Raw genomic sequence first — 25,401 nt, forward strand, 5'->3', positions numbered from 1 at the left:
ATGTAATTATTTAACACCGTGCATCATTCTGCTGATATATTTACTTAAAAGTAAAAGTAATAAACCGCAGACAATTACAAATCCAGAGATGTATGTAAATACTTCACCTGCTCCTAAAGTTTCAACAATTGAAGCTACAAATCCACCGATAAAGTTAGCTACGGAAGATGAAAGCATCCAAACTGCCATTAAGATAGATGCTAATTTTGGAGGTGAAAGTTTAGTAACAACTGACAAACCAACTGGGGATAAACAAAGTTCGCCAATAGTGTGTAGTAAGTAAGTCATAATCAACCACATCATCCCAGCTTTGTTAGCGATATCTGCGATGTCACCGTTAGAATTACGTTCAGCAACTGCTCCAAGCATAAACCAGAATCCGATACCTAAAATAATCATACCCACACCCATTTTAACAGGGGTAGAAAGTTTTTTACCTAGTTTAGAACTCCAGAACATGGCGAATAAAGGCGCTAATGTTACAATGAATATTGGGTTGACAGATTGGAACCATGAGGTTGGAATTTCAAATCCGAAAACCGTTCTATTAATAAATTTATCGGTATATAAAGATAAGGACGAACCTGCTTGCTCAAATCCTGCCCAGAAAAATACTGCAAACAAGAATAAAATAAAGATAACAGAAATTCTTTGCTTTTCTTGAGGTTTTGTTAAAGCTTCTCCAGTTTCTGGATTAATGGATTGTAAATGTTCCTCAGTATTTTCGTTGTTAGAAATAGCACCAATAGGTTTTTTACCTAAATCGCCTAGATATTTTTGAGCTAAAACATTAAATACCAATTGTCCCAATAACATACCAACACCTGCTGCAAGGAAACCATATCTGTATCCAAATGCTACTGTACCATCAGCATTTGTGGTAGCGAATAAATTATCTGTAAAATAACCTACAATGAAAGGCGCAATTAATGCTCCTAGGTTAATCCCCATATAGAAAATAGAGAATGCAGAGTCTCTACGGTCGTCTCCATCCGCATACAGTCCACCAACCAAGGTTGATATATTTGGTTTAAAGAATCCGTTACCAATAATTAGTAAGAGTAGGCCGATATAAAGCCCCGTCATGTTGTTCATTCCGAACAGTACAAACTGCCCAATCATCATGGTAATACCTCCTATGGTAATCGCTAATCTTTTGCCTAGGAATTTATCTGCAAGCCATCCACCAATAAGTGGTGTGAAGTAAACAAGACCTGTGAAATAGCCATATAACAAAGTTGCATTTTGTTCGTCCATTCCTAATCCGCCTTCTACCAATTTTTTTGTAAGGTAAAGGATAAGGATTGCACGCATTCCATAGTAAGAAAAACGCTCCCACATCTCAGTGAAGAACAAAAGGTATAATCCTTTAGGATGCCCTTTCTGTTGTACTGTATTCATATTTATTAATGTTAATTTTTTGTTAAGACTCACAAATATAGTTTTTTTTGATGTTTTAGCAAGTTTTTCGACTATTAAAAACAAAAAAACCACATCCTAAGATGTGGCTTTATATTATTTAAAAATAAATTACTTAATTCCGTGCATTAATTTTTTAATTAATGGATTCAAAAGCATTACCAATAAACCTGCTCCTACTGGAATTGCTGTGAACAAAAAGAAGAAATGGCTTAATGAATACTGGGCTTGGATTGTTTCTACTTGTCCACCCAAAACGGCAGCTAACTTTTGTGCAATGGCGATGGCTAAATACCAAATTCCAAACATAAATGCCAACATACGTGCGGGAACCAGTTTAGAAACATAAGATAATCCTACTGGTGAAATAAATAATTCTCCTAAAGTGTGGAATAAATAAGTTAACACCAAGAAAATCATTGAGATTTTTACCCCTTCTGAAATGCCCATTGATCCTAATCCTAAAATTAAGAAACCAATAGCTACCAAAATAAGTCCAAAACCATATTTGAAGGCCGCAGAAGGATTGTATTTAGATTCCCAAAGTTTTGAAACGGTGGATGCTAAAGCGATAATAAAGAATGAGTTAAGCGTTGAGAACCAAGAAACCGTAATTTCTGAAGCTTCTTTAGAAAACTCATTTTTCAACATCCAAAGTGCTGCTCCCCAAATAAGAACAAAACAAAGAACAAGAATAACATTAGATAATGCAATTCTCTTCCAAGTGTTAGCCGCTAACTTCACCAATACCCAAGAAATAATAGCCAAAGGAACTATTGTAAATGCTGTATTTACCATATTGAAGATGGTTAAGCTAGAACCTGTTAAACTTCTATCAATATAATCTCTTGCTACTAAAACCAAAGAAGTGGCTCCTTGTTCAAAACTCATAAAGAAGAAAATAAGGAAGAATGCCAATAAAACTACGGCAAACATTCTATCACGAACCACTTTATCGTAACGAAGAATACGCGAAACAATAAGATAAATAAAGATGATTAAAGCTAAAATAATCATGATATATTGTCCACGTAGGAAAGGCGTGTCCAAACTTGAGAACATATCAATAATTCCGTTTTTAGACAATGGATCGTTGAAGGCGTACAATAAACCAATTACCCCAACAATTCCGATTAGAATATAATCTAGCGTCGTAAAAGGATTTCTTTTGTCGGTGTCTTCTGTAGATTTTATTTCTTTGGTTTCTACAGTTTCTGGCTCTTCTTTGGATTTATCCAATACGCCTAAATTCCCCATTAAAGGTTTTGCAAAAGCGAATTGCAGCGTTCCCAACAACATGAAAATTCCAGCTAACCCGAATCCCCAATGCCATCCTTGCGTTTCTGCAATATATCCGCAAAGCATCATTCCGAAGAAGGCTCCAGCGTTTACACCCATATAGAAAATGGTGTAGGCACCGTCTTTCTTTTCGGGTAGATCTTTGTACATTTCCCCTAAAATAGAAGGCATATTAGGTTTGAAAAATCCAGTTCCTATTACCAAACACGCCAAACCAATAAAAAACATGGTAGGGGTGTCAAACGCCATGGAAGCATGTCCAATAGTCATAATTGCGGCGCCAATAATTACCGCCATTCTAGAACCAATATATTTATCAGCGATAATTCCCCCAAAAATTGGAGTTAAATAAAGCATCATAGCATAAGTTCCATAAAGAGCTCCTGCTTGTTCTGCGCTCCATGCCCAGCCAGATTTTGGATCACCTGAAATTACTGCTGCTGTTAAAAACTGAATTAAAAGTACACGCATTCCGTAGAAGGAAAAACGTTCCCACATTTCTGTGAAGAAAAGGACAAATAGACCTGATCTTTGTCCTAAAATTTCGGATTTATAAAAATCTTTCTGCGTTGCTTCCGTTGCCATTAATTTAAATTTTACATTTTTTTTGGAGCCGAAAGATAACGAAATTATTCAATTTGGAGGGGTAAATTTTGATGTTTAAAACTAAAAACCCCTTCAAATTTAATATTGAAGAGGTTTTATTTTTATAAAAGTGAATTAAAATTAATGTCCTTTTTCTTTCATGATTTTATTAAGTCGTTTCAGCATGGAAAGACCTAAAAGCGTTGCAAAAATCAACAAAGCAAAATTAACTAAGAAGTAATTGGCCTTGTTTTCGTAACTGTACCAAGTACTTGCTAAAATCCCTGAAAGCTTGTTCCCAACAGAGTTGGCTAAGAAAAATCCACCCATCATTAAAGCAGTGATTCTTGCTGGCGAAAGTTTAGACACGAAAGATAATCCCATTGGTGAAAGGCAAAGTTCGCCCACTGTAATTACACCATAACTCGCTACCAACCACCATGGCGAAACCTTCATACTTCCGTTGTCGCCTGCATGAACCGCCCAAACCATTACTATACAAGAAAGTGCAGAAATAAAAAGTCCCAAAACAATTTTTGATGGAGTGCTAGGTTCTTTTCCTCTTTTTCTTAAAAACATCCAAGCTCCTACAATTATTGGGGTAAGAACGATTACCCAAAAAGGATTTATCGATTGGAAAAGCTCGGTGTTGTAAAGGAATATTTTAGAATCTGGTTTTGCTTCAATTGCAGATTTTTGTTCAGGAGAAATATTATTAAAATATACATTCTTGCCAATGGCTTTTACCGGTTCTCCATTTTCTTTTTTAGCTCTAAATTGATCGTCATAAACAGGAATTGGCTCTTTAGAATCAGCATAATCAATTCCTTCCACCATGTAGATTTTTTCTAAAGGTTTTTCTGCAGCAGCAGGAACACTTCTATCTGTATAATAATTGGCCCATCTTGTTAAAGCTGTTCCATTTTGTTTGAAAACTGCCCAAAAGAACATCGAAATTAAAAAAATGGAAAGTAACGCTCCTATAGAAGGTTTTTCTTCTGGTTTTGATTTAAAATAAAGAGAAACATAGAAATAAATAACCGGAATACACGCAAAAATAAAGGCGTCTGTAGAATCACTTCCTATTAAATTTCCTGGGATAAACCAACCAATAGCTCCGGCAATAATGGCAGGAACAAACACTTTTAATAAAATCTGCGAAAGTTTGGTATCACCTTCTTGTACAGGTTTCATTTCTGCAGCGTGTTTGTAATGTTTTAAACCAATACTGAAAATAACTAAACCTAAAAGCATTCCCACTCCAGCGGTAATAAAGGCTTCTCCCCATCCGAATTTATTACGCATAAAAGCAGCAATAATATTACAAATGAATGCTCCAATATTAATTCCCATATAGAAAATATTGTAACCAGAATCTTTATTGGCCTTGTAAGGTTCCTCTGAATATAGATTTCCTAAAAGGGTAGAAATAGTAGGTTTAAAAAAGCCGTTTCCGACAATTATTAACGCTAAGGAAGCATAAAACAAAGACATCTCTTTGAAAAGTCCCAAACCAATATATCCTGCCGCCATTAAAATTCCACCGAGGTAAATAGATTTGATGTATCCTAAAACTCTATCCGCCAAAAATCCACCAATAAAAGGGGTTAAGTAAGTTAATGCGATATAAGTCCCGAAAATATCATCCGCATTTTTGTCGGTAATTCCTAAACCGCCGCCCATTCCTTGAGGTTCTATAAGGTAAAGAACGAAAATTCCAAGTATTAAATAATAACCAAATCTTTCCCACATTTCTGTGAAAAAAAGATAGGGAAGTCCTTTAGGATGTTTTGATTTCATATTTTTATTTTTCGAATTTTCCAAAAATAATATTTTATTTCAATAGATAAAATAAATAATATTGATGCATCTAGTTTTTTTTGAAAAAAACACCTTTCATGGATAAGAAAGATGTTGGTATGGATTAATTAAAGATTCTCTAAAATAAAATTCGTCATTTTTTCGTAGAGTTGAGGTCTGGTTTGTCCGCCGTAAATACCATGATTTTTGTCTGGATAAGCCATGAATTCAAATTGTTTTTTATTTTGAATTAAAGCTTCAGAAAACTCCATAGAATTTTGGAAATGTACATTGTCATCGGCTGTTCCGTGGATTAATAAAAACTTGCCTTTTAATAATTGAGCATATTCTGTTGGCGAATTTTTATCATATCCGTCAGGATTTTCTTGAGGTGTTTTTAAGAAACGTTCTGTGTAAACGGTGTCATAATATCTCCAGTTGGTTACTGGTGCAACGGCAATTCCCATTTTAAAAGTGTCTGCCCCTTTTGTTAAAGCCAAAGATGACATGTAGCCACCAAAACTCCACCCGAAAATTCCGATTCTAGATTTGTCGATATAAGATTGTTTTCCAAACCATTTTGCAGCAGTTATTTGGTCTTCAATTTCGTATTTTCCTAAATTTAAATAAGTTACTTTTTTGTATTTAGAACCTTTAAAACCAGTTCCTCTTCCGTCAACACAAGCTACGATATATCCTTTTTGAGCCAACATTTCAAACCAAATGGTATTTCCGTTATCCCAAGAATTGGCAACAGATTGTGAGCCAGGTCCCGAATACTGATACATGAATAACGGATATTTTTTAGAAGGATCGAAGTTTTTAGGCTTAATTATCCAAGCGTTCATTTGGTCACCTGCTTCATTCGGAATGGTGATGAATTCTTTATCAACAAAATTATCGGCTTTTAATTTTTGCAGCTGTTCGTTGTTGTTTTGTAATTCTTTAAGCTGCTTTCCGTCATTGTTTTTTAAAACATAAGTGTATGGTTTTGCTGCTGTAGAAGAAGTTTCTATGAAATATTGATAATTTTTACTAAAATTCCCAGAATTATTCCCTTCGAGATTAGAAATAATTTTAGACTTCCCATTGTCGATATTAATTTTTGAAATTACTTTATTAATGCTTCCTTTTTCTGTAGTTTGTACATAAACTTCCTTAGATTTTGGGTTGAAACCGTAATAATCTGTAATCTCCCAATTTCCTTTCGTAATCTGTTTTTTTAGCTTTCCGCTTTCATCATACCAATATAAATGACGGTTTCCATCTCTTTCAGATCCCCATAAGAATGAATTATCCTCCAAGAATTCCAAGGTTACATTATCGGTTTCTATCCAAGCAGGATCTGTTTCTGTGAAAAGTTTTTGTACGTTGCCTGTTTTCGTATTTACTTTTAAAATATCTGAAGCATTTTGAGTTCTTTCAGAAGTGATGAGTACAATTTCGTCCGCTTTTGCTGTTTTGTATACATTTGGAATATAATAATTTTTGAAAGATTTTAAATTTAAAGCTGTTGTTTTAGCATTATCTAAACGGTATAAATTTGCAGAAACAATAGAGTTTTTTTCTCCAGCTTTAGGGTATTTAAATCTCATTTCCTGAGGATAAAGATTTTTCCCGTAAATAGGAATATACATTTCTGGAACTTCGGTTTCATCGGATTTTACAAAAACAATGGCATCGGAATTTTTGGTCCATTCATATTGTTTTGCGTGTCCGAATTCTTCTTCATACACCCAATCTGCTAAACCATTAATTATGGAATTTTTCTTTCCATCATGTGTTATTTGAGTAATTTTTCCTGAATTTAAATCCTGATAAAATAAGTTATTATTTGAAATGAAAGCCACTTTTGTAGCATCTGGAGAAAATGTAGGCTCTTGAACGAAATCCCCATTGTTTAAACTCGTTGTTTTTCCGGATTTTAAATCCTTAATATCGAATTTTCCTAAAAAAGAATGTCTGTAAATGGGCTGACTTTCCTTTAGTAATAAAATTTTGGATTCATCTTCTGAAAACTGATAGCTTTCAAAATTTCCATCCACAATATTTCCCTCTTTTTGAAAGGATTTATAAGAATATTTTGCAATTCCTCCTTGCTCTATCACTGCATAGTTTTCACCGTTTTTTAAAGAGGAGATTCCTGAAATTCCTTTTCCGCGATAGTGGCCGGAATATATTTTGTCTAAAGTAATGTTTTGTGCGCTAACATTGTAAAATGTAGCCATTAATAGACTCGATAGAATTATTTTTTTCATTATAAATTATTAGAATAAACTTTCGTAAAGATACATTTTTTGTGTATAATTTAACGATTTGAACGTAGAATTGCGACTTGCTTGGCAACATTCTTGTATTTATACGATAACACCAAAAATTGTTTACTATGAAAAATACAGATATCAGAAGTCGTTTGACAAAATTTCAATTTGAAAACGATGTGCTTTATACCATGTTTAATTCTTTTGAAGAAGCTGAACAATTTGCAAGAGATAATCATGGTACATTAACAGAAGTCGGTTTTTTGGATGGTAATGATAATCCAGTGTTCGATGATGCAGCGGGGCTAATTGCAAAAAAAAATTATTTTATGGCAAAGTCTAGCTTGGATTATGATATTGTCCATTCTGGAAATCCTTTATTTAAAAGTCTTGTTGCGCAATATATAGAACGCACTGCTGAGATTAAAGAGAAAAGCATCGAAGAAGAATTAATGTCAGATTCTGACGCTTTAATTTCTGAAGACGGTGTTTTTGTGGTTGACAAAAAAGGAGAAATCCAGAGTGTAACCTCGCGCGAGCGTGTCCGCTATTTGATGCATACCAAAGTTTATGAACTTGGTGTTTTAATTCCAAAATCATAAAATAATGACAACAAAAAAATATTCTAAAAAAGCACAGGAAAAGATTGCAGAAGTAATGCATGAGTATAAAGAAGGTGAGCTTAAAACCAGTTCGGGTAAAAAAGTGACCGATAGAAAACAAGCGGTTGCCATTGGGATTTCTGAAGCTAGAGAAAAAGGTTTGAAAGTCCCAAAAGAACCTATTGAAAATAAAAAGCCAACTAAAAAGTCAATTTAATTGGCTTTTTTTGTGTTTAAACTCATTTTGAGATTATTGGATTTTATTAGTAATTTTGCAACCTTATGACAGAACGACAACAACAGCCTAACACGGTGGCTTTCCATACTTTAGGTTGTAAGCTTAATTTTGCAGAAACATCAACTATTGCGCGCCAACTGGTGGATGCAGGTTACGAAAAGGTGGACTTTGACCAGCCTGCAAAGGTTTATATTATCAATACATGTTCGGTTACTGATAATGCTGACAAAGAATGCAAATTTCATGTGAAGCGTGCAATGAAAGCTAATCCAGAAGGTCTAGTGGCTATTATTGGATGTTATGCGCAGTTAAAACCTGAAGAAATCTCAGATATTGAAGGTGTAGATTTGGTGCTTGGTGCCAAAGAAAAATTCAACATTTTAAGTTATCTCAGCGATTTAGAAAAATCAGAAAGCTCGGCAGAAATACATTCTTGTGAAATTGATGAAGCCGATTTTTTTATAGGTTCTTATTCGATTGGCGACCGCACACGTGCTTTTCTTAAAGTTCAGGATGGTTGCGATTACAAATGTACCTATTGCACAATTCCGTTAGCTAGAGGGATTTCGAGAAGTGATACCATCGATAATGTTGTGAAAAACGCACAAGAAATTGCTGCTAAAGATATTAAAGAAATTGTGTTGACGGGTGTCAATATTGGTGATTACGGGAAAGGAGAGTTTGGAAACAAAAAGCATGAACATACTTTTCTGGATTTAATTTCAGAATTGGACAAAGTTGACGGTATCGAAAGAATTCGTATTTCTTCAATTGAACCCAATCTTTTAAAAGACGAAAGCATAGATTTAGTCTCAAAAAGCCAAAGTTTTGTGCCGCATTTTCATATTCCGTTGCAAAGTGGAAGCGATGATCTTTTGAAGCTGATGAAGCGCCGTTACCTTACCAAAATTTACTCGGATCGGGTGTCAAAAATTCGTGACGTTATGCCAGACGCAGCAATTGGTGTCGACGTTATTGTTGGTTTTCCTGGAGAAACGGAAGAACTTTTTATGGAAACTTATAATTACATTAACTCTTTACCCATTTCGTATTTGCATGTTTTTACGTATTCTGAAAGAGAAAATACCGAGGCGGCTGATATGGAAGGCGTTGTGCCAATCCCTGAACGAAAAAAGCGTAACAAAATGTTGAGAATTCTTTCTGAGAAAAAGAAAATGGCTTTTTATCAAACCCAGTTAGGTAAAACTTTGCCTGTACTTTGGGAGCATGAAGACAAGAATGGTTACATGTACGGATTTACAGAGAATTATGTTCGTGTGAAAAAAGTTTTTGACGAGCAGTCGGTTAATCAAATAGAATTATTAAAACTTAATAAAATAGATGAGGACGGCGTCGTGTCTGTTGAGTCGGTTTTTGAAGATTTTTTAGCTAAGATTTAATGATATTTAAACTTCTAGAAACAAAAAAGAGAATCAATACGATTCTCTTTTTTTATATTTTGAAACCAAAAATTAAGGTTTTGGTCTGGTAATGCTTTTGTAAACTTGGAAGTTAAATACGAAAGTTCTGTTTCGTAAAGAATATGTAGGATAAGATGGAGCATGGTAATAATCATCTCTGGCAAAAGCTGCTCTAGAAGGTACAATGATTACACCTTGTAAGTTTGGCGTAACAGAATCCTCTATTTCCCAAGATTTAAAATGTTGCAAAGCTTCTTGGAAACCTTCCATTTGATAATAATTACGGTTTGTATTCTTATTATCGGCCATGAATTTTTCTGTCACATAATAGTAAGGCGGGTCAACTTGTGGATTGCCGCTTCCGTAGATGTCATTAGAAAATACATAACCATAGCGGAATTTAACTTCGCTCTCTTCATCAGTCGCCCAATAAGCAGTTGTTGTACTCATGATTCTTAGACTGTCTGTTGGTGCAATCGTTTTTCCTTCTGTAGGTTGTGCGCCAGGTCTTTTAATAATAATGGTGCCGTTAGCTAAAGTTTCTTTTTCATAGCTAGATAGCTTTGGTTTGTCATCATCGCTATCATCTTTATCGCTAAAAGCTTTGATGTTTCCTTGTGTATCAAAATAATTAGTGTCTAAAAATTTAGATATTGCTATATCGTCATGCTCATTTTGCAGTTCGATCGTTGGTTCGGTATAAACTTCTTCCGCATCATTGTCTTTCTTACAACTTTGTAATGCAAGTGCTAACACTGCAAAACCGAATAATATTTTTTTCATTTTTGATTTAATCTTAAATTGCCGATTATTTAACGGAGCAAAAGTATAAAAAAATATGCGAATTGATAAATTTTTGTGGAGTGTAAGATTTTATAAGACCAGAAGCATTGCTGCAGAAGAGATAAAAAAGAATCGTGTTAGTATAGGTGCATCAACTGTAAAGTCTTCAAAAGAGGTTAAAGTAGGAGATATTATAAAAATCAGAAAAAATCAAATCGATTATAAAATCGAAATTCTGCAAATTCCCAAAAGCCGTATCGGTGCCAAATTGGTTTCTCTACACGTAACAGACAAGACAGATAAAGAGCAATACGAAATCCTGAAAATGCGTCAGAGTTCTCAAAACTATTATAGACAAAGAGGAGAAGGGCGACCAACCAAAAAAGACCGACGAGAAATTGAAGGTTTTCTCGATACCGATGAGGAAAAAGAAACCGCTGGGGTGGGCGATGAGGAATCTTGGGATTTGTACTTTAAAGAGCTTAATGAAGACGAGGAAGATTAATTCCCCCGTCTTTTTTTATTTTAAATCTAAAGCTAACATGATTTCATCAACAATATCTTCTGGGCTTTTATTATTTGTATTAATAATAAATTCTGCACGGTTATAAAAGGCATTTCGCTCAAACAAATGCTTAGCTATAAATTCTGGTAGATCCTCATCAGGCAAGCGGGCTATTAAAGGGCGTTTGGCTTTTTGTCGCAAAAGACGATCTGTCAAAGTGCTAACAGATGCTTGTAAAAATACACTTTTGGATTTCGATTTAATCAAATCCATATTGTTATAATATACAGGTGTGCCGCCGCCAAGGCTCAATACAATGTCGTTATCAAGTTTCAAAATATCTTCCAGAACTGATTTTTCTTCTTTCCTAAAGAAGATTTCGCCATGCTCAGTGAAGATTTCGGAGATTTTTTTTTGATGTTTCAAAATTATTTGATGGTCTAGATCAATTAGTTTGAAGTTAATTTTTTGGCTTAAGAGTTTGGAAATGTGTGATTTTCCGCTTCCCATGTAGCCGATTAGGGAAATTATCATGTTTTTATTTTCAACAAATTTCGAAAAAAAATTTTGAGAATCAAAAAAAAGATATATCTTTGCACCACTAAAAACAAAGGATAATACTTAGAGATAAGAACAAGCTTTGTTAAAGTGGCCGACTCGGTAGCTCAGCTGGTAGAGCAATACACTTTTAATGTATGGGTCCTGGGTTCGAATCCCAGCCGGGTCACTAGCAATAAGATTGAAAGATCTTTTTGCCTGCGTGGTGAAATTGGTAGACACGCCATCTTGAGGGGGTGGTTTCCTAAGGATGTGCTGGTTCGAGTCCAGTCGCAGGCACTGCAAAAAAACTTTGAATGTTACATTCAAGACTCGGTAGCTCAGCTGGTAGAGCAATACACTTTTAATGTATGGGTCCTGGGTTCGAATCCCAGCCGGGTCACAAATTTACCTCATAGTAAATTTTTTTCATATTAATATTTTGTGATTTGGTGTTTAGAAGCCTCCTGAATAAGGAGGCTTCTATGTTTTTGTACATTATGCCAAAAAAAATCTGGATTACTCCAGATGTATATTGTCAATCAATCTTACTTTTCCGACGTTAACAACGATAAAAGCTCTGTAGTTTTTGTCCTTGTAGAAAAAGTCTGTTTCTTTCAGGTTTTCTTCGTCGGCAATAAGAAAATATTCTAATTCCATATTGTCCTGTTTTTCAAAAATTTCGACAACACGCTCCTTAATTTCAGGAATACTAATGACACGGAACCAGTCATTGACTTGTTTTAAAGTTTTGTAAATGATGGTAGAGGCATTTTTTTCTTCGTTGTTAAGTCTTGCGTTTCGCGAGCTCATTGCAAGTCCATCTTCTTGTCTGTGGATGGCGACACCATGGATTTTAACAGAGAGTTTTAAATTTTTAACTAAAGTTTCGATGATTTTTAATTGTTGATAATCTTTTTCGCCAAAATAAGCATCATCTGGTTGTATTTGGCCAAATAAGGCTTCGATGACAGTTCCGACGCCATCGAAATGTCCTGGGCGGGCTGCGCCTTCCATTTCGTTTTCCAAGCCGTTGAAGTTGTATTGTTTGCTCGCTAGCCCATTAGGGTAAATGTCGTTAACAGTTGGTATATAGACTGCATCAACCAATTCAGAATTTTTTAATTTTTCAATGTCATGCGCAATGGTTCGTGGGTATTTTTCTAGATCTTCAAGATTGTTGAACTGCGTGGGATTTACAAAAATGGAAGAGATAACAATGTCATTATTTTCTCTTGCAACTTTATATAAAGATAGATGTCCGTTATGTAAAGCGCCCATAGTTGGCGCGAAACCGATGTTTTTGTTTTGCTTTTTTATGTCAGCGACAAAGTCTAGCAATTCGGCCTTGTTGTTTAAGATTTTCATACTTACATTAAAATAGAATGTAAAGTTAGAAAATGTATTTATAACAATATTTTTATTTGTTAATTATTTGTAAAATAATTTGTTAAAATGTTGATTTTCTGTAAGAATAGTCCGGTTCGAGTCATAAATTTACTTAAAAATTATTAAAACAAAATAAATGCAATAAATTTTTGTAATTTTGCAGAATAAAGTGTTTATACTTTTTAGACAATAAAATATATTATGCCGAATCAAAAGATTTTGTACGTTACGACAGAGATGTATCCTTACCATGAAGGTTCTAACATGGGAAATATGGTCAACCAAATGGCGTTGAAGATGCATCAAGAAGGTAACGATGTGCGGGTTTTCATGCCAAGGTTTGGACAAATAAGCGAAAGAAAATTCCAATTACACGAAGTTATCAGACTATCAGGGATGAATATTATCATCAATGATCTAGATCAACCTTTAATTATTAAAGTGGCGTCTTTGCCAGGAGAAAGACTTCAAGTTTATTTCATCGATAACGAAGAGTATTTCAAAAGAAAGCAATTGTACTTCGATGATGAAGAAAAAGCTTTTGAAGATAACAACGAAAGAGCCGTATTCTTCGCAAGAGGTGTTATAGAAACAATTAAAAAACTTAATTGGGTGCCAGACGTTATTCATATCAACGGTTGGATGGCCTCTTTAATACCAATCTACTTAAAAACGTATTATAAAGATGATACTTATTTTAATGATACAAAATTGGTCTTGTCTCTTTATAATGAAACGGATGCTGAGCTAGGAAGCAACACAAAAGAAATTTTGACTTTTGATAATATTACTGAGTTATCTTCGTTAGATAATCCAAGGTTTTTAGGATTTGTGAACGATGCTATGGCTTATGTTGATACTATTGTTAAAGGTGATGAATTCTTAATAGACTCTTTGGATGCGGCTTATGGTGAAGCTTCAGTAGAAAAGTCAGACTATCTTAGTGTAGATGTTATTTCGCAAGTATATTAAATCGAAAAAACAAGAATGATAAATAAATTTAAAAACCTAATCAAATTAGGTGGGGTGCTAGCTTTGACTCTAGTAGCTGTAAGTTGCGAATCCGAAATGGATAACCTTGGAGAGCAACTTTTCGATGGGAATAGTGCAGAAGGTGTTGAGAAAACTTTTGGTATTGTTGCCTACAATATTAATAACGGTGATGTCATTCGTACCGATGCTAGCCAGCTAGCCTATGCAACTTTAGGAGCTTTTAATGAACCTGCTTTCGGAATGCAAAAATCAAGTTATGTCAGCCAAGTTAGAATGTCAAGCGATAATTTTGATTTCGGGACAAATGCAGTTTTGGATTCTGCAGTTTTGGTTATGACGCCATTATATAACTCAGATTCTCTGGTTACAACAACCAATGAGGATTATATTTATCCAGATGGAAATGTTGCTGCAAAAAAAGTTGTGAAAACTTATCCAGTAACAAAATATGGCAAACTCGAAATCGGTGGTGAAAAAACTAAATTTAATATCAAAGTTAGAGAGGTCGAAGATTTTTTAGGAGCTTATTCAGATAAAGTGAATTCTAACAAAATGGTCAATGTGAACGCTAATGTAATAGGGGCAAAGGTTTTTGATGGGACTATTAATTCTGTAGTGATAACAAAAGATGATGGCGGATCAGAGTTGCTTAATAGAGATGTTAGCCTACGTATTCCTTTAGATAAAGATTTTTTTCAAACTAAAATTATTGCTAAGAATAAACAACCAGAGTTAGCAAACGCAGCTAGTTTTATTCGTTATTTTAAAGGAATTCAGATTTCGGTTGATGAAACAGACGGTTATATCTTCAAATTCACGCCGGCAGGTAATTCAATTAAATTATATTACAAAAAAGATGTTCCACAATCTGACGGAACTGTGAAAAGAGAAAGTTTTGATTATGAGTTAAGCTTGGCTGGCTCCAATGCTAAATTCAATCAAATCGAATATAATAGGTTAGGAACGCCTTATAAGGCAGCCATGGAGACTATTTCACAAGATGGTCAGCCGCAGTTGTTTGCACAAGGTATGGGAGGTAGTAGCTTTGGACTAAAAATACCGGCACAAACTGTTGCCCAATTACGTGACTTGTATAAAAACGATAAAACAGCCATTGTTACTGCTAAAATTAGAATATATACCGATACGTCTATTTGGGCGAATGCTTACGAAAAGCCACGATATTTTACGGTGAAAGAAACTGGTTCTACAGAATTGCTATCTGATATGAGCGTATTGGCTAATACCAATTATTTACTTATTAAATCTTATGATTTGGATAAAGAATTGGCCTATTATGACATCGGAATCACCAAAACGCTTAAAGATATTATTGAACAGGGTAAAGAAGCTAAAGATTTAGTTGTTGATTTAGGGTCGTATCTTAATAGCGCTTCAACAGGAGAAATTCTTGGAGTTGATTACACGGATAGAGCTTATACACCTAATAGAATGATTTTTAAAGGAACGGATTTCGATAATATTGGTAAAGAAATTAGTAATTCGCAATTTGTTCAATTAAAAGTCGCTTATTCAAAAAAACAAACAAATTAATAACACAAATAAATTAAACATATAAAATTATGTGCGGAATTGTTGGATATACTGGTTTTAGAGATGCTTACGATATCGTAATTAGTGGACTAAGACGTTTAGAATATAGAGGTTACGATAGTGCAGGAATTGTACTTGAAAATAAAAATAATGATTTTGAAGTTCAAAAAACCAAAGGAAAAGTTGATGATTTGGTGGCTATTTCAGAATCAATGAAAGGAACTTCCCACATCGGTATGGGGCACACCCGTTGGGCAACACATGGTGTACCTAGTGATAGAAACTCGCATCCTCATTTATCAAACGATGGCAAAATTGCTTTAGTACATAATGGGATCATCGAAAATTATGATACCATCAAAACAATGCTTGTTGGAAATGGTTTTGAATTTAAATCAGAAACGGATACTGAGGTTTTAGTCAACTTAATTCAATATTTCACAGATAAAAATCCTTCAGCTGATTTCGCTTCATCTGTTAGAGCTGCACTTAACGAAGTTTATGGCGCTTATGCAATTACAGTGATGCACGAAGATTTCCCAGGAGAATTAATCGTTGCAAGATTGGGATCACCACTGGCAATAGGGCTCGGAGAAAATGAGTTCTTTATAGCGTCCGATGCTTCACCTTTTGTAGAATATACAAAAGAAGCTGTATATCTTGAAGAAGGACATATGGCAACCATTTCATTGGAAAAAGGTGTGGATATCTACACTATCAAAGACAACGAAAAAATAGAACCCGCTATTCAGGAACTTAGATTAAATCTTGAGCAAATTGAAAAAGGAGGCTATGAACATTTCATGTTAAAAGAAATCTTTGAACAACCAAAATCAATTCTTGATACCATGAGAGGACGACTTTTGGTTAACGAAGGTATTATTAAAATGGCTGGTATCTGGGATCACCTTGATCGTATTAATAAAGCGGAAAGAATTATCATCATTGCTTGTGGTACTTCTTGGCATGCTGGTCTTATTGGTGAATATCTTATCGAAGAGTTTGCAAGAATTCCTGTTGAGGTAGAATATGCATCAGAATTTAGATATAGAAACCCCATTATTGGTCCGAAAGATGTCGTTATAGCGATTTCTCAATCTGGAGAAACAGCCGATACAATGGCGGCTATCAAATTAGCCAAAGAGAAAGGCGCTTTTGTGTATGGTATTTGTAATGTTGTAGATTCTTCTATTGCAAGAGTAACAGATGCAGGATCTTACACGCATGCTGGTCCAGAGATAGGGGTGGCTTCTACAAAAGCCTTCACTGCTCAGTTAACAATTTTGTCTTTAATCGCTCTTAAATTAGGAAAGCATAATGGCAACTTAGGCAATGCAGAGTTTATGCGTTTAATTACAGAATTAGATGCTATCCCAGTTAAAGTTGAAGAAGTATTGCAATCTTCTCACGAGGTTACCAAAAATATTGCTAAACAATTTGTTGATGCGACCAACTTCTTATATTTAGGTAGAGGCTATAACTTCCCATCTGCATTAGAAGGGGCACTTAAACTTAAAGAAATTTCTTACATCCATGCCGAAGGTTATCCTGCAGCTGAGATGAAGCACGGTCCAATTGCGTTGATCGACGAGAACATGCCTATCGTAATTATTGCGCCAAAACAAGGACATTATGATAAAATCGTAAGCAACGTACAAGAAATTAAAGCTAGAAAAGGTAAAGTTATCGCTGTAGTTAACAAAGGCGATCAGCAAGTTGCAGAGATGGCAGATTATGTTATCGAAATGCCAGAAACTTCAGAATGTTTCTCGCCAATAGTAGCTGCAATTCCATTACAATTATTGTCCTATTATGTTGCGGTCTATCGTGGTGCAAATGTTGACCAACCAAGAAATCTTGCAAAATCTGTAACAGTTGAATAAATATTCGTTACATAAACAATATTAATAATTAAAATACGTTAAGGAAAAGTAATAGTAGTTTTAAAAAAAATTATATATTTACCGCTTAATTTCTGAATAGAGAATGAAAAGGATATTTCTAATATTATTGTCTTCTGCAGTTGTTATCTCATGTTCCAAAGGGGGTGGCAAATCCGCAGGTAGACCTGGAGCTAAAACTAAAGGAGAGTTAATCCCTTCAAAAACAGCCAAAACCTTTACTGCTGAAAGACCTTATGGAATGGTTCCTATTCCAGGGGGATCTTATGTTATGGGTATGACAGATATGGATTTTACAGGGATGCCCGAAAAAGCTAATCCTAAAACTGTAACAGTGTCTTCATTCTTTATGGACGAAACGGAGGTGACCAACGGAGAGTATAGAGAGTTTATCAACTATGTGAGAGACTCTATAGCAAGAACACTTTTAGCAGAAGCTGCTGGAACAGGAGGCTCAGATAGCTCTACTGGAGCTAGCATTTCAGATTATGCCTATGCTGCGCAGAAAGGAGGAGATGATGTTACACCATATCAAACTTATCTGGAATCGCAAGGCGGGAGAGATGGCTACAGCGAAGCAAAAAAATTAGATTGGAATGTTCCATTGCATTGGAATACTTCAGCATATCCCGATGAACAATACGCAGAGGTTTTAGAGTCGATGTATATCGCTCCCGACAAAAGGATTAATAACGAAAGATTATTAGATGCTAACAAACTTCAGTATTCTTACCAATGGGAAGATGTAGCCTCTGCTGTGAGAGATAAAAATAGAGATGCTTCTTATCTTAAAAAAGAAAGTATTAAAGTTTATCCAGATACAACCGTATGGGTAAGAGATTTTAACTATGCTTATAATGAGCCCTTGTTTGATCAATATTTTTGGCATCAAGCTTATAAAAACTATCCTGTTGTTGGGGTGACTTGGGATCAAGCCAGAGCTTTTTGTAATTTTAAAACTAAAATTAAAAAAGACTTCAACAGTAGCTTGAAAAAGAAAAAGCAAAAACCTATGAACTTCCGTCTGCCAACTGAAGCAGAATGGGAATTTGCAGCCAAAGGAGGTATCGAAAATGGAGCATATCCCTGGGGAGGACCGAATCTTCAAGACGATAGAGGTTGTTATTTAGCAAACTTCAAACCGAAGAGAGGTAACTATATAGAAGATGATAAAAAAGGAGATTATGTATATACAGCTCCAGTTAAAAAGTTCCCAAGAAATGGTTACGGTCTTTACGATATGGCGGGTAACGTTTCAGAATGGACAGAATCACCATTTAATAATTCGACTTATCAATTTTCTTCTACGTTAAATCCAAATTTATCAAATCAAGCCTATAGAGAACTTAAAAAAACTGTAAGAGGTGGTTCTTGGAAAGATGCAGGTTATTTGTTAATGACAGGTTATAGAGACTGGGAAAGAAAAGACTCTGCAAGAAGTTATATTGGATTTAGAACAGTACAAGATATTGCGGCTGGCTCTGCTAAATTCAAAAAGAAAGCGACTAACTAACAAAGAAAATAAACTAACTATTACTAACTTAAATTTTTTTAAAACGCATGTTTAAAACTAAAGAAGCCAAGATGAATTTCTTCTATTCTATTGGCGCAGCTATCGTAATCTTGGGTGCATTATTTAAAATGACACATTGGAGTCTAGGTCCTATTTCTGGTAACGTTGCATTAGCTGCGGGGCTTATTATGGAAGCGATTGTATTTATCGTATTCGCATTTGATCCACCAAAAACTGAAGAAAACTATCATTGGGAAAATGTATATCCAGAATTATTAGACGAATCTGCTGAAAGAAAATCAAGAAAAGTTGTTAATCAAATTGCTGAAAACAAGGATTTAGAACTTTCTTTGTCAGACAAACTAGACAAAATGCTTGCTGACGCAAAACTTGACGTTAACTTATTTGAAAGACTAAGAGGCGGTATCGAAAAATTCGGAACTTCTGTTGACCAAATCAACCAAACTGTTGACGTATCTGCTTCAACACAAAAATATAACGAGCAGATGAATCTTGCTGCTAGCCATTTAGAAAGTATGAATGCGCTTTATGCTTTGCAATTAGAGCACGGAAAAAAACAGTCAGAATTCAGTAAAAAATATGTTGAAGATATTCAGAAGTCAGCAGCACAATCTGAAAAATTCAACGAAGAATTACAAGGTTTAACTTCTAACTTATCTAGTCTTAATAGAGTATATGGCGGAATGTTGTCTGCTATGAAGTCTTAATTTCCAGTACATTTTATTTATTTTATTTAATTATTAAAAATTTTTAAGAATGGCACAAGGAAAACAGACGCCTCGTCAGAAGATGATTAACCTGATGTATTTGGTTTTCATCGCAATGCTTGCGATGCAGATTGACCAAGAAATCATCAGGTCATATAAAGATACCAACCAGTCTCTTACTGATACAAGAGTTATGGTGGAAGAAAAGAATGACAAAATCTTCGAAAAAACATTACAAGCAAAAGCCACAGCTTCTCCAGAAGTGTATGGTCCTCTACAAGACCAATACAAAGGACTAGAAGCTAAGACTGATGATCTTGTTAGTTTTATCGATGGATTAAAAAGTAAAATGAGTACTGAAGCTGAGTATAACCCAGAACTACCTTCAGAAGAAAGTTTCACAGCACTTAATAACACAGAGCCTGCAACAAAATTATTTTTTAATGATGGAGATGAAAAGAATCCATCTAAAACAGCTGCAGAGTTAAAAACGAAAATGGATGATCTAAGAAATTATATCACCACAACTTTCGCTTCTAACCAACAATTTGCTGATATCGCAAAAAGAGCTTCTAAAACTTTAGTTCCTGATTTTGCGAAAGGAGATAAAAGAGCTCAAGGCGGAAAGAATTGGATTCAGTATAAGTTTTATAATCAGCCTTTGATTGCTGCTTTGTCTAACTTAGAAGTTATCCAGTCAGAAGCTAGAAATCTTCAGTCTGATGCAATTTCTTCTATGTTGCAAGAGAAAGTGGACGCAGATATCAAGTTTGATGCTTATGAAGCTCTAGTACAAGGACCAAAGCAAGTTCTTCAAGGACAACCTCAAGAAGTTAAAGTGGCAATTGGTACAAGAGCTAGTGCTATTCCAGGATTAGAAATTACTGGTGTTAGTAGAGTAGAAAATGGTCAAGGTATCGCTACCCTTAATGCTGGAGCGGTTGGACCACAAGCTTTAAGAGGAGAAATTAAATTTACTGATAAAAATGGAAAAGTTCATTCTTTACCATACGAGCATACTTATGATGTAATCGCAGGCGTACAAGAACTTAAAGCTCAAAAAGGTGCTTTACTTTCTGCTGATAAAATGAATGTTTTATATAGAGGATTACCTAACCCTGTTTCGGGATCTATCTTAGGTGCTTCGGGTAATATTTCACTTTCTGCTTCTGGTGCTTCTGTTGGTGGAGGTAATGGTAAATGGACGGTAACACCTTCTTCAGGAAACGAAGTGACTTTAACAATTTCTGGAAAAGATCCAAAAGGGGCAACAATTTCTCAACCTTTCAAATTTAGAGTTAAGAATGTACCGCCACCAGTTGGACAAATTAGAGGTAAAAATGTTGTGGCAATGCCAGCAAGTTCAATCCCTAACCAAACAGTATCTGTGTCGATGCCAGACTTCGACTTCCCAGTTAGCTTTAGTGTTAATAGCTTTATGTTTAAAGTTCCAGGAAAAGCAGCTATGAGAGTTAATGGTAGTTCACTTAGCGCTGTCGAAGGTTTAACAAAAGGCCTTAGATCAGGTGATATTGCAATTGTATTCGATATCCAAGCTACTGCAACCGGATTAGGAGGACAGGTTCTTCAAAACATTCCAGGTATTGCAATAAATGTTCAATAAAAACGTTATTTTAAAATAGTATTTGATTGGTTTTTAATCAATATTAATGATTTATATGAAAAAGATAGTTTTAAATTTTCTATTATTATCCTCAGGATTTGCTTTTGCACAGACGAATGTACTTAATGCAACATCGCCAGAAAAGTTTCGTGAAGAGCGCGAAGCTAGAAAAGACAGCGTGGCTGCACCTATTAAATATGGCTTTATAGAGGATAAAGATGTTCTTAAAAGTATGGTTGTATGGGAAATCATTGATATGAATGATAAAATCAACCAACCATTCTACCACAATAATGATGGTCTTGTATCTCAAAATCATTCTTTGTATCAGATTTTGATCGATGCTGTGACTTCTGGTAAAATTGAAGAAGTATATTCTGATGAGAATTTTACAACGAGATTAACACCAGAAGGAATTGCCGCTTCGACTTCCGCTATTAACGTTGATAACTATTTTGTTCAACTGATGAACGAAGGCAAAATCGATGATAAAGCGGTTACAAAATCTTTAAAAGGTTACAAATCTGTAATCAATGAAGAGGACAAAAGTATCAACGCGCTGAAAGGTTATTACGGTGCAAGATTACAAGATGTCTATAAAGATAACAAAGACAACGTTATTGTTAAATTAGATGGAAGTCACTTTAGAGTAACTCAAAATGATATCGTGGCAAACGTTGACCAGATTAAAACAAGTACAGAAAATGTAAAGTTGTTGAAAATTATGGGACAATGGTATATCGACAAACGTGATACACAGCTTAAATATAGACTTCTGGGTCTTTGTGCAATGGGTCCCGACCTGAATGGTGCAAAAGCGCAAGCTTCTATTGCAAGTTCTCAAATAGAGAGTGGTATTACGCCAGAAGCTGCTACACCCGATTCTATCGACTTATTTTGGATTTTCTATCCAGATGCTAGAAAAGTATTAACAAGCAATTATATTTTTAATTCTAAAAATACAAGTTCTGATATTACTTTTGATGACGTGCTTAATGCGAGAAGATTTTCTTCAATCATTTACAAGTCAGACAATGGTCAAGGTAGAGGCGGTAGTGGTATAATCGACGATTACGTGCCAGAAGATGCTGATGGTCAACTAGACGAAAGCGACAGAATTAAGGCTCAAATCCTGCAAATGGAAAATGACCTTTGGAATTATTAGAAAAATATTCGTTCCTATACACAAAACCTGAGTATCTTTACTCAGGTTTTTTTATTTATGAAGTTAGATTATATCATTGTTGGTGGCGGTTATGCAGGACTCATGTTTGCGCACCAACTTATTAAACATAAGAAGTCATTTGTTATTATAACAGATGGGAGAAAATCGGCATCCGAAATCTCTGCAGGCGTTTGTAATCCTGTTGTATTAAAACGTTTTACAAGTGTTTGGAATGCGCAGAATGAGATTGATGCTGTCCTTGATAATTTTAAAGAAATAAAATCTTATCTCGGCGAAAATTTTGTAATTAACGAACATCTTGTTCGGATTTTTCATGATAAAACCGAGCAAGAACTTTGGCTGAAAAAATCCAATAAAGACGATTTAAAGGAATTCTTAAATACAGATTTAATTAAATTAAAATCCGTTAAAAATGAGTTTTTGTCAGCTAAGGTAAATCACAGCCTTAGAATTAACGTCCCATCTTTTTTCAACGCTTTTTATGAATATTTTGAAGAACATCATCTGATTCTTAAAGAAAGTTTTGCGTTTGAGGATCTTGATATCCAAAATAAGACTTACAAAGATTTAGAATTTGAAAATATTGTTTTTTGTGAAGGTGTTCATGTTAACAAGAATCCCTTTTTTTCCGACATTCCTGTGAAAGGCAATCGTGGCCATTCGATGGTAATTTCTTCTGACACGGACATCGATCCTTATATTATTAAAAAGAAATTCTTCTTGTTTAATACTTTTAAAAATCATTTTTTTGTTGGTGGAACTTATGAACGGGACGAAACGAGCTCGGAAATCAACCAAGATTCAGTTAACAAATTAAAAGCAGGTTTAGAAGAAATTTTTGATAAATCTTATAACATCGAAGAAGTCAATGTGGCATTTCGTGCCGTTGTTCCTGATCGTCGACCGATAGTTGGATCCCATCACAAACACCAAAATATGTTTATTTTAAATGGAATGGGTGCACGTGGCGTTATGAATTCCAATTACTTTGCAAAACAGCTCTTTGAGCATATTGAACATGGAACTCCTATTTTTCCAGAAGTTGATATCAAAAGATTTAAGTAAATAAAAGCGACAAATTCTTGCCGCTTTTTATTTTTAACCTCTCCCACGTTCCAGCAAAATCATCATCATAAGACTCAATGCACAAAGCGTTTCTTGTTCATCAGGAATATCAATGAGTCTGTCGAGTTCAAAGCGTCGCCCCAACAAAGAAGGTGTTTTTTTGAGCCTGAAAATTATTTGGTTATTTGGATCTTTAATGATATAAGCAGGATTGAGAAAATAACCTGTAAACATGCCTATTATCGGTAATTCACCAACGAAAGAATCCCACATTTTCACCCACGGATTTTCTTCCGTAATTGTAAACAACTTTTGACCATTGTTGTCAAAGATTTCGTAGGTTGCTCGCCAAAAAGAGCGCATGCCTTTTCGCGCAACTTTCCCTAGTTCTGTTCCTGTTCGAGGTTCTGTAATCGAATATGACGCATTGAAATCAATCCATTGGTTAGCATTGATGTTATACAAAACGTCACGTTTGGCATCGCTTTCATAGATTTGTACACTTTCCTTAAACTTAAATAGTTTTTGCCTTGCATAAGCTTGTATTTGTCCAGATTGATCTGTAATTGTGAAGTCACTGGACAAAGTTGTTATTTTAAATTTAAACTCGAGTGGATATTGTAAATTTTTCATTCTGATTGTTTAGTGGATTAAATATAGAATATTTCTTGATATTTGCACTTTATCTATAGTTAGCATTCTGTAATTTCTTTTACATTGTTTATCTTTGCAAGGTAAAATTTTAGAATGAATAAGTATATTAAATTTGTAATAGCAGCTGTACTCATTGGCTTAGGAATATATCTCATGTTCAATAGAAATATTGGTTGGGGAATTGTTTTGGTTATTTTGTCCTCGCTTCCGATTCTTTTATTTTTTAAAAATGAAAACATTCTATTAGCATTTTGGCAGTTAAGAAAGCAAAATTTTGAAGGCGCTTACAAGCATTTGTCAAGAATTAAAAGCTTTGAAAAAGAGCTTCACAAAAGCCAATATGGATATTATCATTATTTAATCGGATTAACCACTGCGCAAGATAATAATCCTGCAAAGACCGAAGCTTTAATGAAAAAAGCATTGGATTATGGCTTGAATATGAAACACGATCGCGCTATGGCAACGCTTAACTTAGCTGCAGGTGCTTTGTCTAAAGGTAAAAGACAAGAAGCTCAGAAATTACTAGAAGAAGCAAAAAGATTAGATTCTGCAGGTATGATGACCGATCAAATAAAAATGATGAAGGAACAACTAAAAATGCCTTCGATGCAGAAGCATATGCACAATCCTAATATGAGACAACGAGGAAAGTTTCACTAAAATATAAAGGTTCGATATCATATCGAACCTTTTTTATTTTACATTTCAGAATTGTTGGGTGTATCGTAAAATTTCGGTATTTGCCAATGGTATTTGACAGCGAAAGTTCTTATGGCTACAATTAATAGAATGGTTAATATCTGTACAAAAGTATATGAAAGATTGGTGTAAGTTGCAAGAATCAAAAATACGGCGCCACCAATAATACAAGCGGTTGCATAGATTTCTTTTCTAAAAATAAGCGGAATACGATTCAATAAAATATCCCGAATAATTCCACCAAAACAGCCTGTAATAGTACCTAGAATAATACAAATCATAGGATGAAGTTCTGCTGTTAATCCTTTTTGTACCCCGATGATTGTGAATAGTCCGAGCCCAAAGCTATCAAATATAAATAAGGTGACCTGGAAGTTTTTTTCAAGAGATTTAAAAATCATGGAAAAAATACTGGTTATCAAAATCAATGTACACATGCGCAAATCGTGCATCCAAAAAACAGGGACGTCCAATAACAAATCCCGTACGGTACCACCGCCAACAGATGTGATAAAGGCTATAATAAGAACGCCAAAAGGATCAAGTCGCTTTTGCATGGCCGCAAAACTTCCAGACATCGCAAAGGCAATTGTTCCTAAAACTTCTATTAAAAAATTAAATTGTTCGTGCAAAGTACATGTA

22 protein-coding genes and 3 tRNA genes are annotated in these 25,401 nt (G+C 34.8%); 16 read left to right on the forward strand and 9 right to left on the reverse strand.

The genetic code is table 11. From position 1 onward, the window contains the following. Nucleotides 1–6: 6 nt before the first annotated feature. The 4 genes from ACVFVN_RS09060 to ACVFVN_RS09075 form a co-directional block, all read right to left on the reverse strand. On the reverse strand, nt 7–1,401 hold the full coding sequence (locus ACVFVN_RS09060) for a peptide MFS transporter (RefSeq protein WP_456234997.1): 1,395 nt from the start codon (nt 1,399–1,401) through the stop codon (nt 7–9). A gap of 129 nt (nt 1,402–1,530) precedes the next feature. After that, a complete protein-coding gene (locus ACVFVN_RS09065) occupies nt 1,531–3,303 on the reverse strand; it encodes a peptide MFS transporter (protein WP_456234998.1) in 1,773 nt (590 codons plus the stop codon). 141 nt (nt 3,304–3,444) lie between these two features. Then, entirely contained in the window at nt 3,445–5,103 is a 1,659-nt protein-coding gene (locus tag ACVFVN_RS09070; protein ID WP_456234999.1) for a peptide MFS transporter, read from the reverse strand. Nucleotides 5,104–5,231: 128 nt separating this feature from the next. Further along, nucleotides 5,232–7,361, reverse strand: a complete 2,130-nt coding sequence (locus ACVFVN_RS09075) for a S9 family peptidase (protein WP_456235000.1) — start codon at nt 7,359–7,361, stop codon at nt 5,232–5,234. 128 nt (nt 7,362–7,489) lie between these two features. Here ACVFVN_RS09075 and ACVFVN_RS09080 point away from each other — a divergent pair, with 128 nt between their 5' ends. The 3 genes from ACVFVN_RS09080 (at nt 7,490) to mtaB (ending at nt 9,604) form a co-directional block, all read left to right on the forward strand. Beyond that, nucleotides 7,490–7,966: a hypothetical protein gene (locus ACVFVN_RS09080; protein WP_456235001.1), complete on the forward strand. Its 477-nt coding sequence runs from the start codon at nt 7,490–7,492 to the stop codon at nt 7,964–7,966. A 4-nt stretch (nt 7,967–7,970) separates the two neighbouring features. Beyond that, a complete protein-coding gene (locus ACVFVN_RS09085) occupies nt 7,971–8,183 on the forward strand; it encodes a DUF6496 domain-containing protein (protein WP_456235002.1) in 213 nt (70 codons plus the stop codon). Between the two features lie 65 nt (nt 8,184–8,248). Then, nucleotides 8,249–9,604, forward strand: coding sequence for a tRNA (N(6)-L-threonylcarbamoyladenosine(37)-C(2))-methylthiotransferase MtaB (mtaB, locus tag ACVFVN_RS09090; RefSeq protein WP_456235003.1), 1,356 nt, complete (start codon nt 8,249–8,251; stop codon nt 9,602–9,604). A gap of 72 nt (nt 9,605–9,676) precedes the next feature. Here the strand turns inward: mtaB and ACVFVN_RS09095 are convergent, their stop codons facing one another. Beyond that, complete coding sequence (locus tag ACVFVN_RS09095; RefSeq protein WP_165133539.1) at nt 9,677–10,408, reverse strand: hypothetical protein; 732 nt, start codon at nt 10,406–10,408, stop codon at nt 9,677–9,679. Between the two features lie 55 nt (nt 10,409–10,463). Here ACVFVN_RS09095 and ACVFVN_RS09100 point away from each other — a divergent pair, with 55 nt between their 5' ends. Then, nucleotides 10,464–10,913, forward strand: a complete 450-nt coding sequence (locus ACVFVN_RS09100; RefSeq protein WP_165133536.1) for an RNA-binding S4 domain-containing protein — start codon at nt 10,464–10,466, stop codon at nt 10,911–10,913. Nucleotides 10,914–10,928: 15 nt separating this feature from the next. Here ACVFVN_RS09100 and ACVFVN_RS09105 read toward each other — a convergent pair whose 3' ends face one another. After that, entirely contained in the window at nt 10,929–11,447 is a 519-nt protein-coding gene (locus ACVFVN_RS09105) for a shikimate kinase (RefSeq protein WP_165133533.1), read from the reverse strand. A gap of 120 nt (nt 11,448–11,567) precedes the next feature. On the opposite strand from ACVFVN_RS09105, the gene ACVFVN_RS09110 reads away from it, so the two are divergent. The 3 genes from ACVFVN_RS09110 (at nt 11,568) to ACVFVN_RS09120 (ending at nt 11,853) form a co-directional block, all read left to right on the forward strand. Continuing rightward, a tRNA-Lys gene (locus ACVFVN_RS09110) sits at nt 11,568–11,640 on the forward strand. A 27-nt stretch (nt 11,641–11,667) separates the two neighbouring features. Beyond that, nucleotides 11,668–11,750 (forward strand) — tRNA-Leu (locus ACVFVN_RS09115). Between the two features lie 30 nt (nt 11,751–11,780). Further along, a tRNA-Lys gene (locus tag ACVFVN_RS09120) sits at nt 11,781–11,853 on the forward strand. 116 nt (nt 11,854–11,969) lie between these two features. Here the strand turns inward: ACVFVN_RS09120 and panC are convergent. Then, on the reverse strand, nt 11,970–12,818 hold the full coding sequence (gene panC / locus ACVFVN_RS09125) for a pantoate--beta-alanine ligase (protein ID WP_456235004.1): 849 nt from the start codon (nt 12,816–12,818) through the stop codon (nt 11,970–11,972). Nucleotides 12,819–13,040: 222 nt separating this feature from the next. On the opposite strand from panC, the gene ACVFVN_RS09130 reads away from it, so the two are divergent. The 8 genes from ACVFVN_RS09130 to ACVFVN_RS09165 all read left to right on the forward strand — a co-directional run bounded on the left by ACVFVN_RS09130 (nt 13,041) and on the right by ACVFVN_RS09165 (nt 23,403). Further along, entirely contained in the window at nt 13,041–13,811 is a 771-nt protein-coding gene (locus ACVFVN_RS09130; RefSeq protein ID WP_165133527.1) for a glycogen/starch synthase, read from the forward strand. A 15-nt stretch (nt 13,812–13,826) separates the two neighbouring features. Further along, entirely contained in the window at nt 13,827–15,386 is a 1,560-nt protein-coding gene (locus ACVFVN_RS09135) for a DUF4270 family protein (protein WP_165133524.1), read from the forward strand. Between the two features lie 29 nt (nt 15,387–15,415). Beyond that, the gene (gene glmS, locus ACVFVN_RS09140) at nt 15,416–17,269 is read left to right on the forward strand and encodes a glutamine--fructose-6-phosphate transaminase (isomerizing) (RefSeq protein WP_456235005.1); all 1,854 of its coding nucleotides are present in this window, start codon (nt 15,416–15,418) and stop codon (nt 17,267–17,269) included. 103 nt (nt 17,270–17,372) lie between these two features. Then, the gene (gene porK / locus ACVFVN_RS09145) at nt 17,373–18,800 is read left to right on the forward strand and encodes a T9SS ring complex lipoprotein PorK/GldK (RefSeq protein ID WP_165133518.1); all 1,428 of its coding nucleotides are present in this window, start codon (nt 17,373–17,375) and stop codon (nt 18,798–18,800) included. Between the two features lie 47 nt (nt 18,801–18,847). Next, nucleotides 18,848–19,528, forward strand: coding sequence for a type IX secretion system motor protein PorL/GldL (porL, locus tag ACVFVN_RS09150; protein ID WP_165133515.1), 681 nt, complete (start codon nt 18,848–18,850; stop codon nt 19,526–19,528). 49 nt (nt 19,529–19,577) lie between these two features. Further along, on the forward strand, nt 19,578–21,152 hold the full coding sequence (gene porM / locus ACVFVN_RS09155; RefSeq protein ID WP_456235006.1) for a type IX secretion system motor protein PorM/GldM: 1,575 nt from the start codon (nt 19,578–19,580) through the stop codon (nt 21,150–21,152). Nucleotides 21,153–21,207: 55 nt separating this feature from the next. Then, on the forward strand, nt 21,208–22,317 hold the full coding sequence (porN, locus tag ACVFVN_RS09160) for a type IX secretion system ring subunit PorN/GldN (protein WP_456235007.1): 1,110 nt from the start codon (nt 21,208–21,210) through the stop codon (nt 22,315–22,317). A 57-nt stretch (nt 22,318–22,374) separates the two neighbouring features. Continuing rightward, nucleotides 22,375–23,403, forward strand: coding sequence for an NAD(P)/FAD-dependent oxidoreductase (locus ACVFVN_RS09165; protein ID WP_456235008.1), 1,029 nt, complete (start codon nt 22,375–22,377; stop codon nt 23,401–23,403). A 33-nt stretch (nt 23,404–23,436) separates the two neighbouring features. Here ACVFVN_RS09165 and ACVFVN_RS09170 read toward each other — a convergent pair whose 3' ends face one another. Next, complete coding sequence (locus tag ACVFVN_RS09170; protein WP_456235009.1) at nt 23,437–24,036, reverse strand: hypothetical protein; 600 nt, start codon at nt 24,034–24,036, stop codon at nt 23,437–23,439. A gap of 114 nt (nt 24,037–24,150) precedes the next feature. Between ACVFVN_RS09170 and ACVFVN_RS09175 the strand changes: the two genes are divergently transcribed. Further along, nucleotides 24,151–24,720: a DUF2892 domain-containing protein gene (locus ACVFVN_RS09175; RefSeq protein ID WP_165133503.1), complete on the forward strand. Its 570-nt coding sequence runs from the start codon at nt 24,151–24,153 to the stop codon at nt 24,718–24,720. Between the two features lie 38 nt (nt 24,721–24,758). Here ACVFVN_RS09175 and ACVFVN_RS09180 read toward each other — a convergent pair whose 3' ends face one another. Further along, nucleotides 24,759–25,391: a trimeric intracellular cation channel family protein gene (locus tag ACVFVN_RS09180; RefSeq protein ID WP_456235010.1), complete on the reverse strand. Its 633-nt coding sequence runs from the start codon at nt 25,389–25,391 to the stop codon at nt 24,759–24,761. Between the last annotated feature and the right edge of the window lie 10 nt (nt 25,392–25,401).

The organism is Soonwooa purpurea (assembly GCF_053891095.1).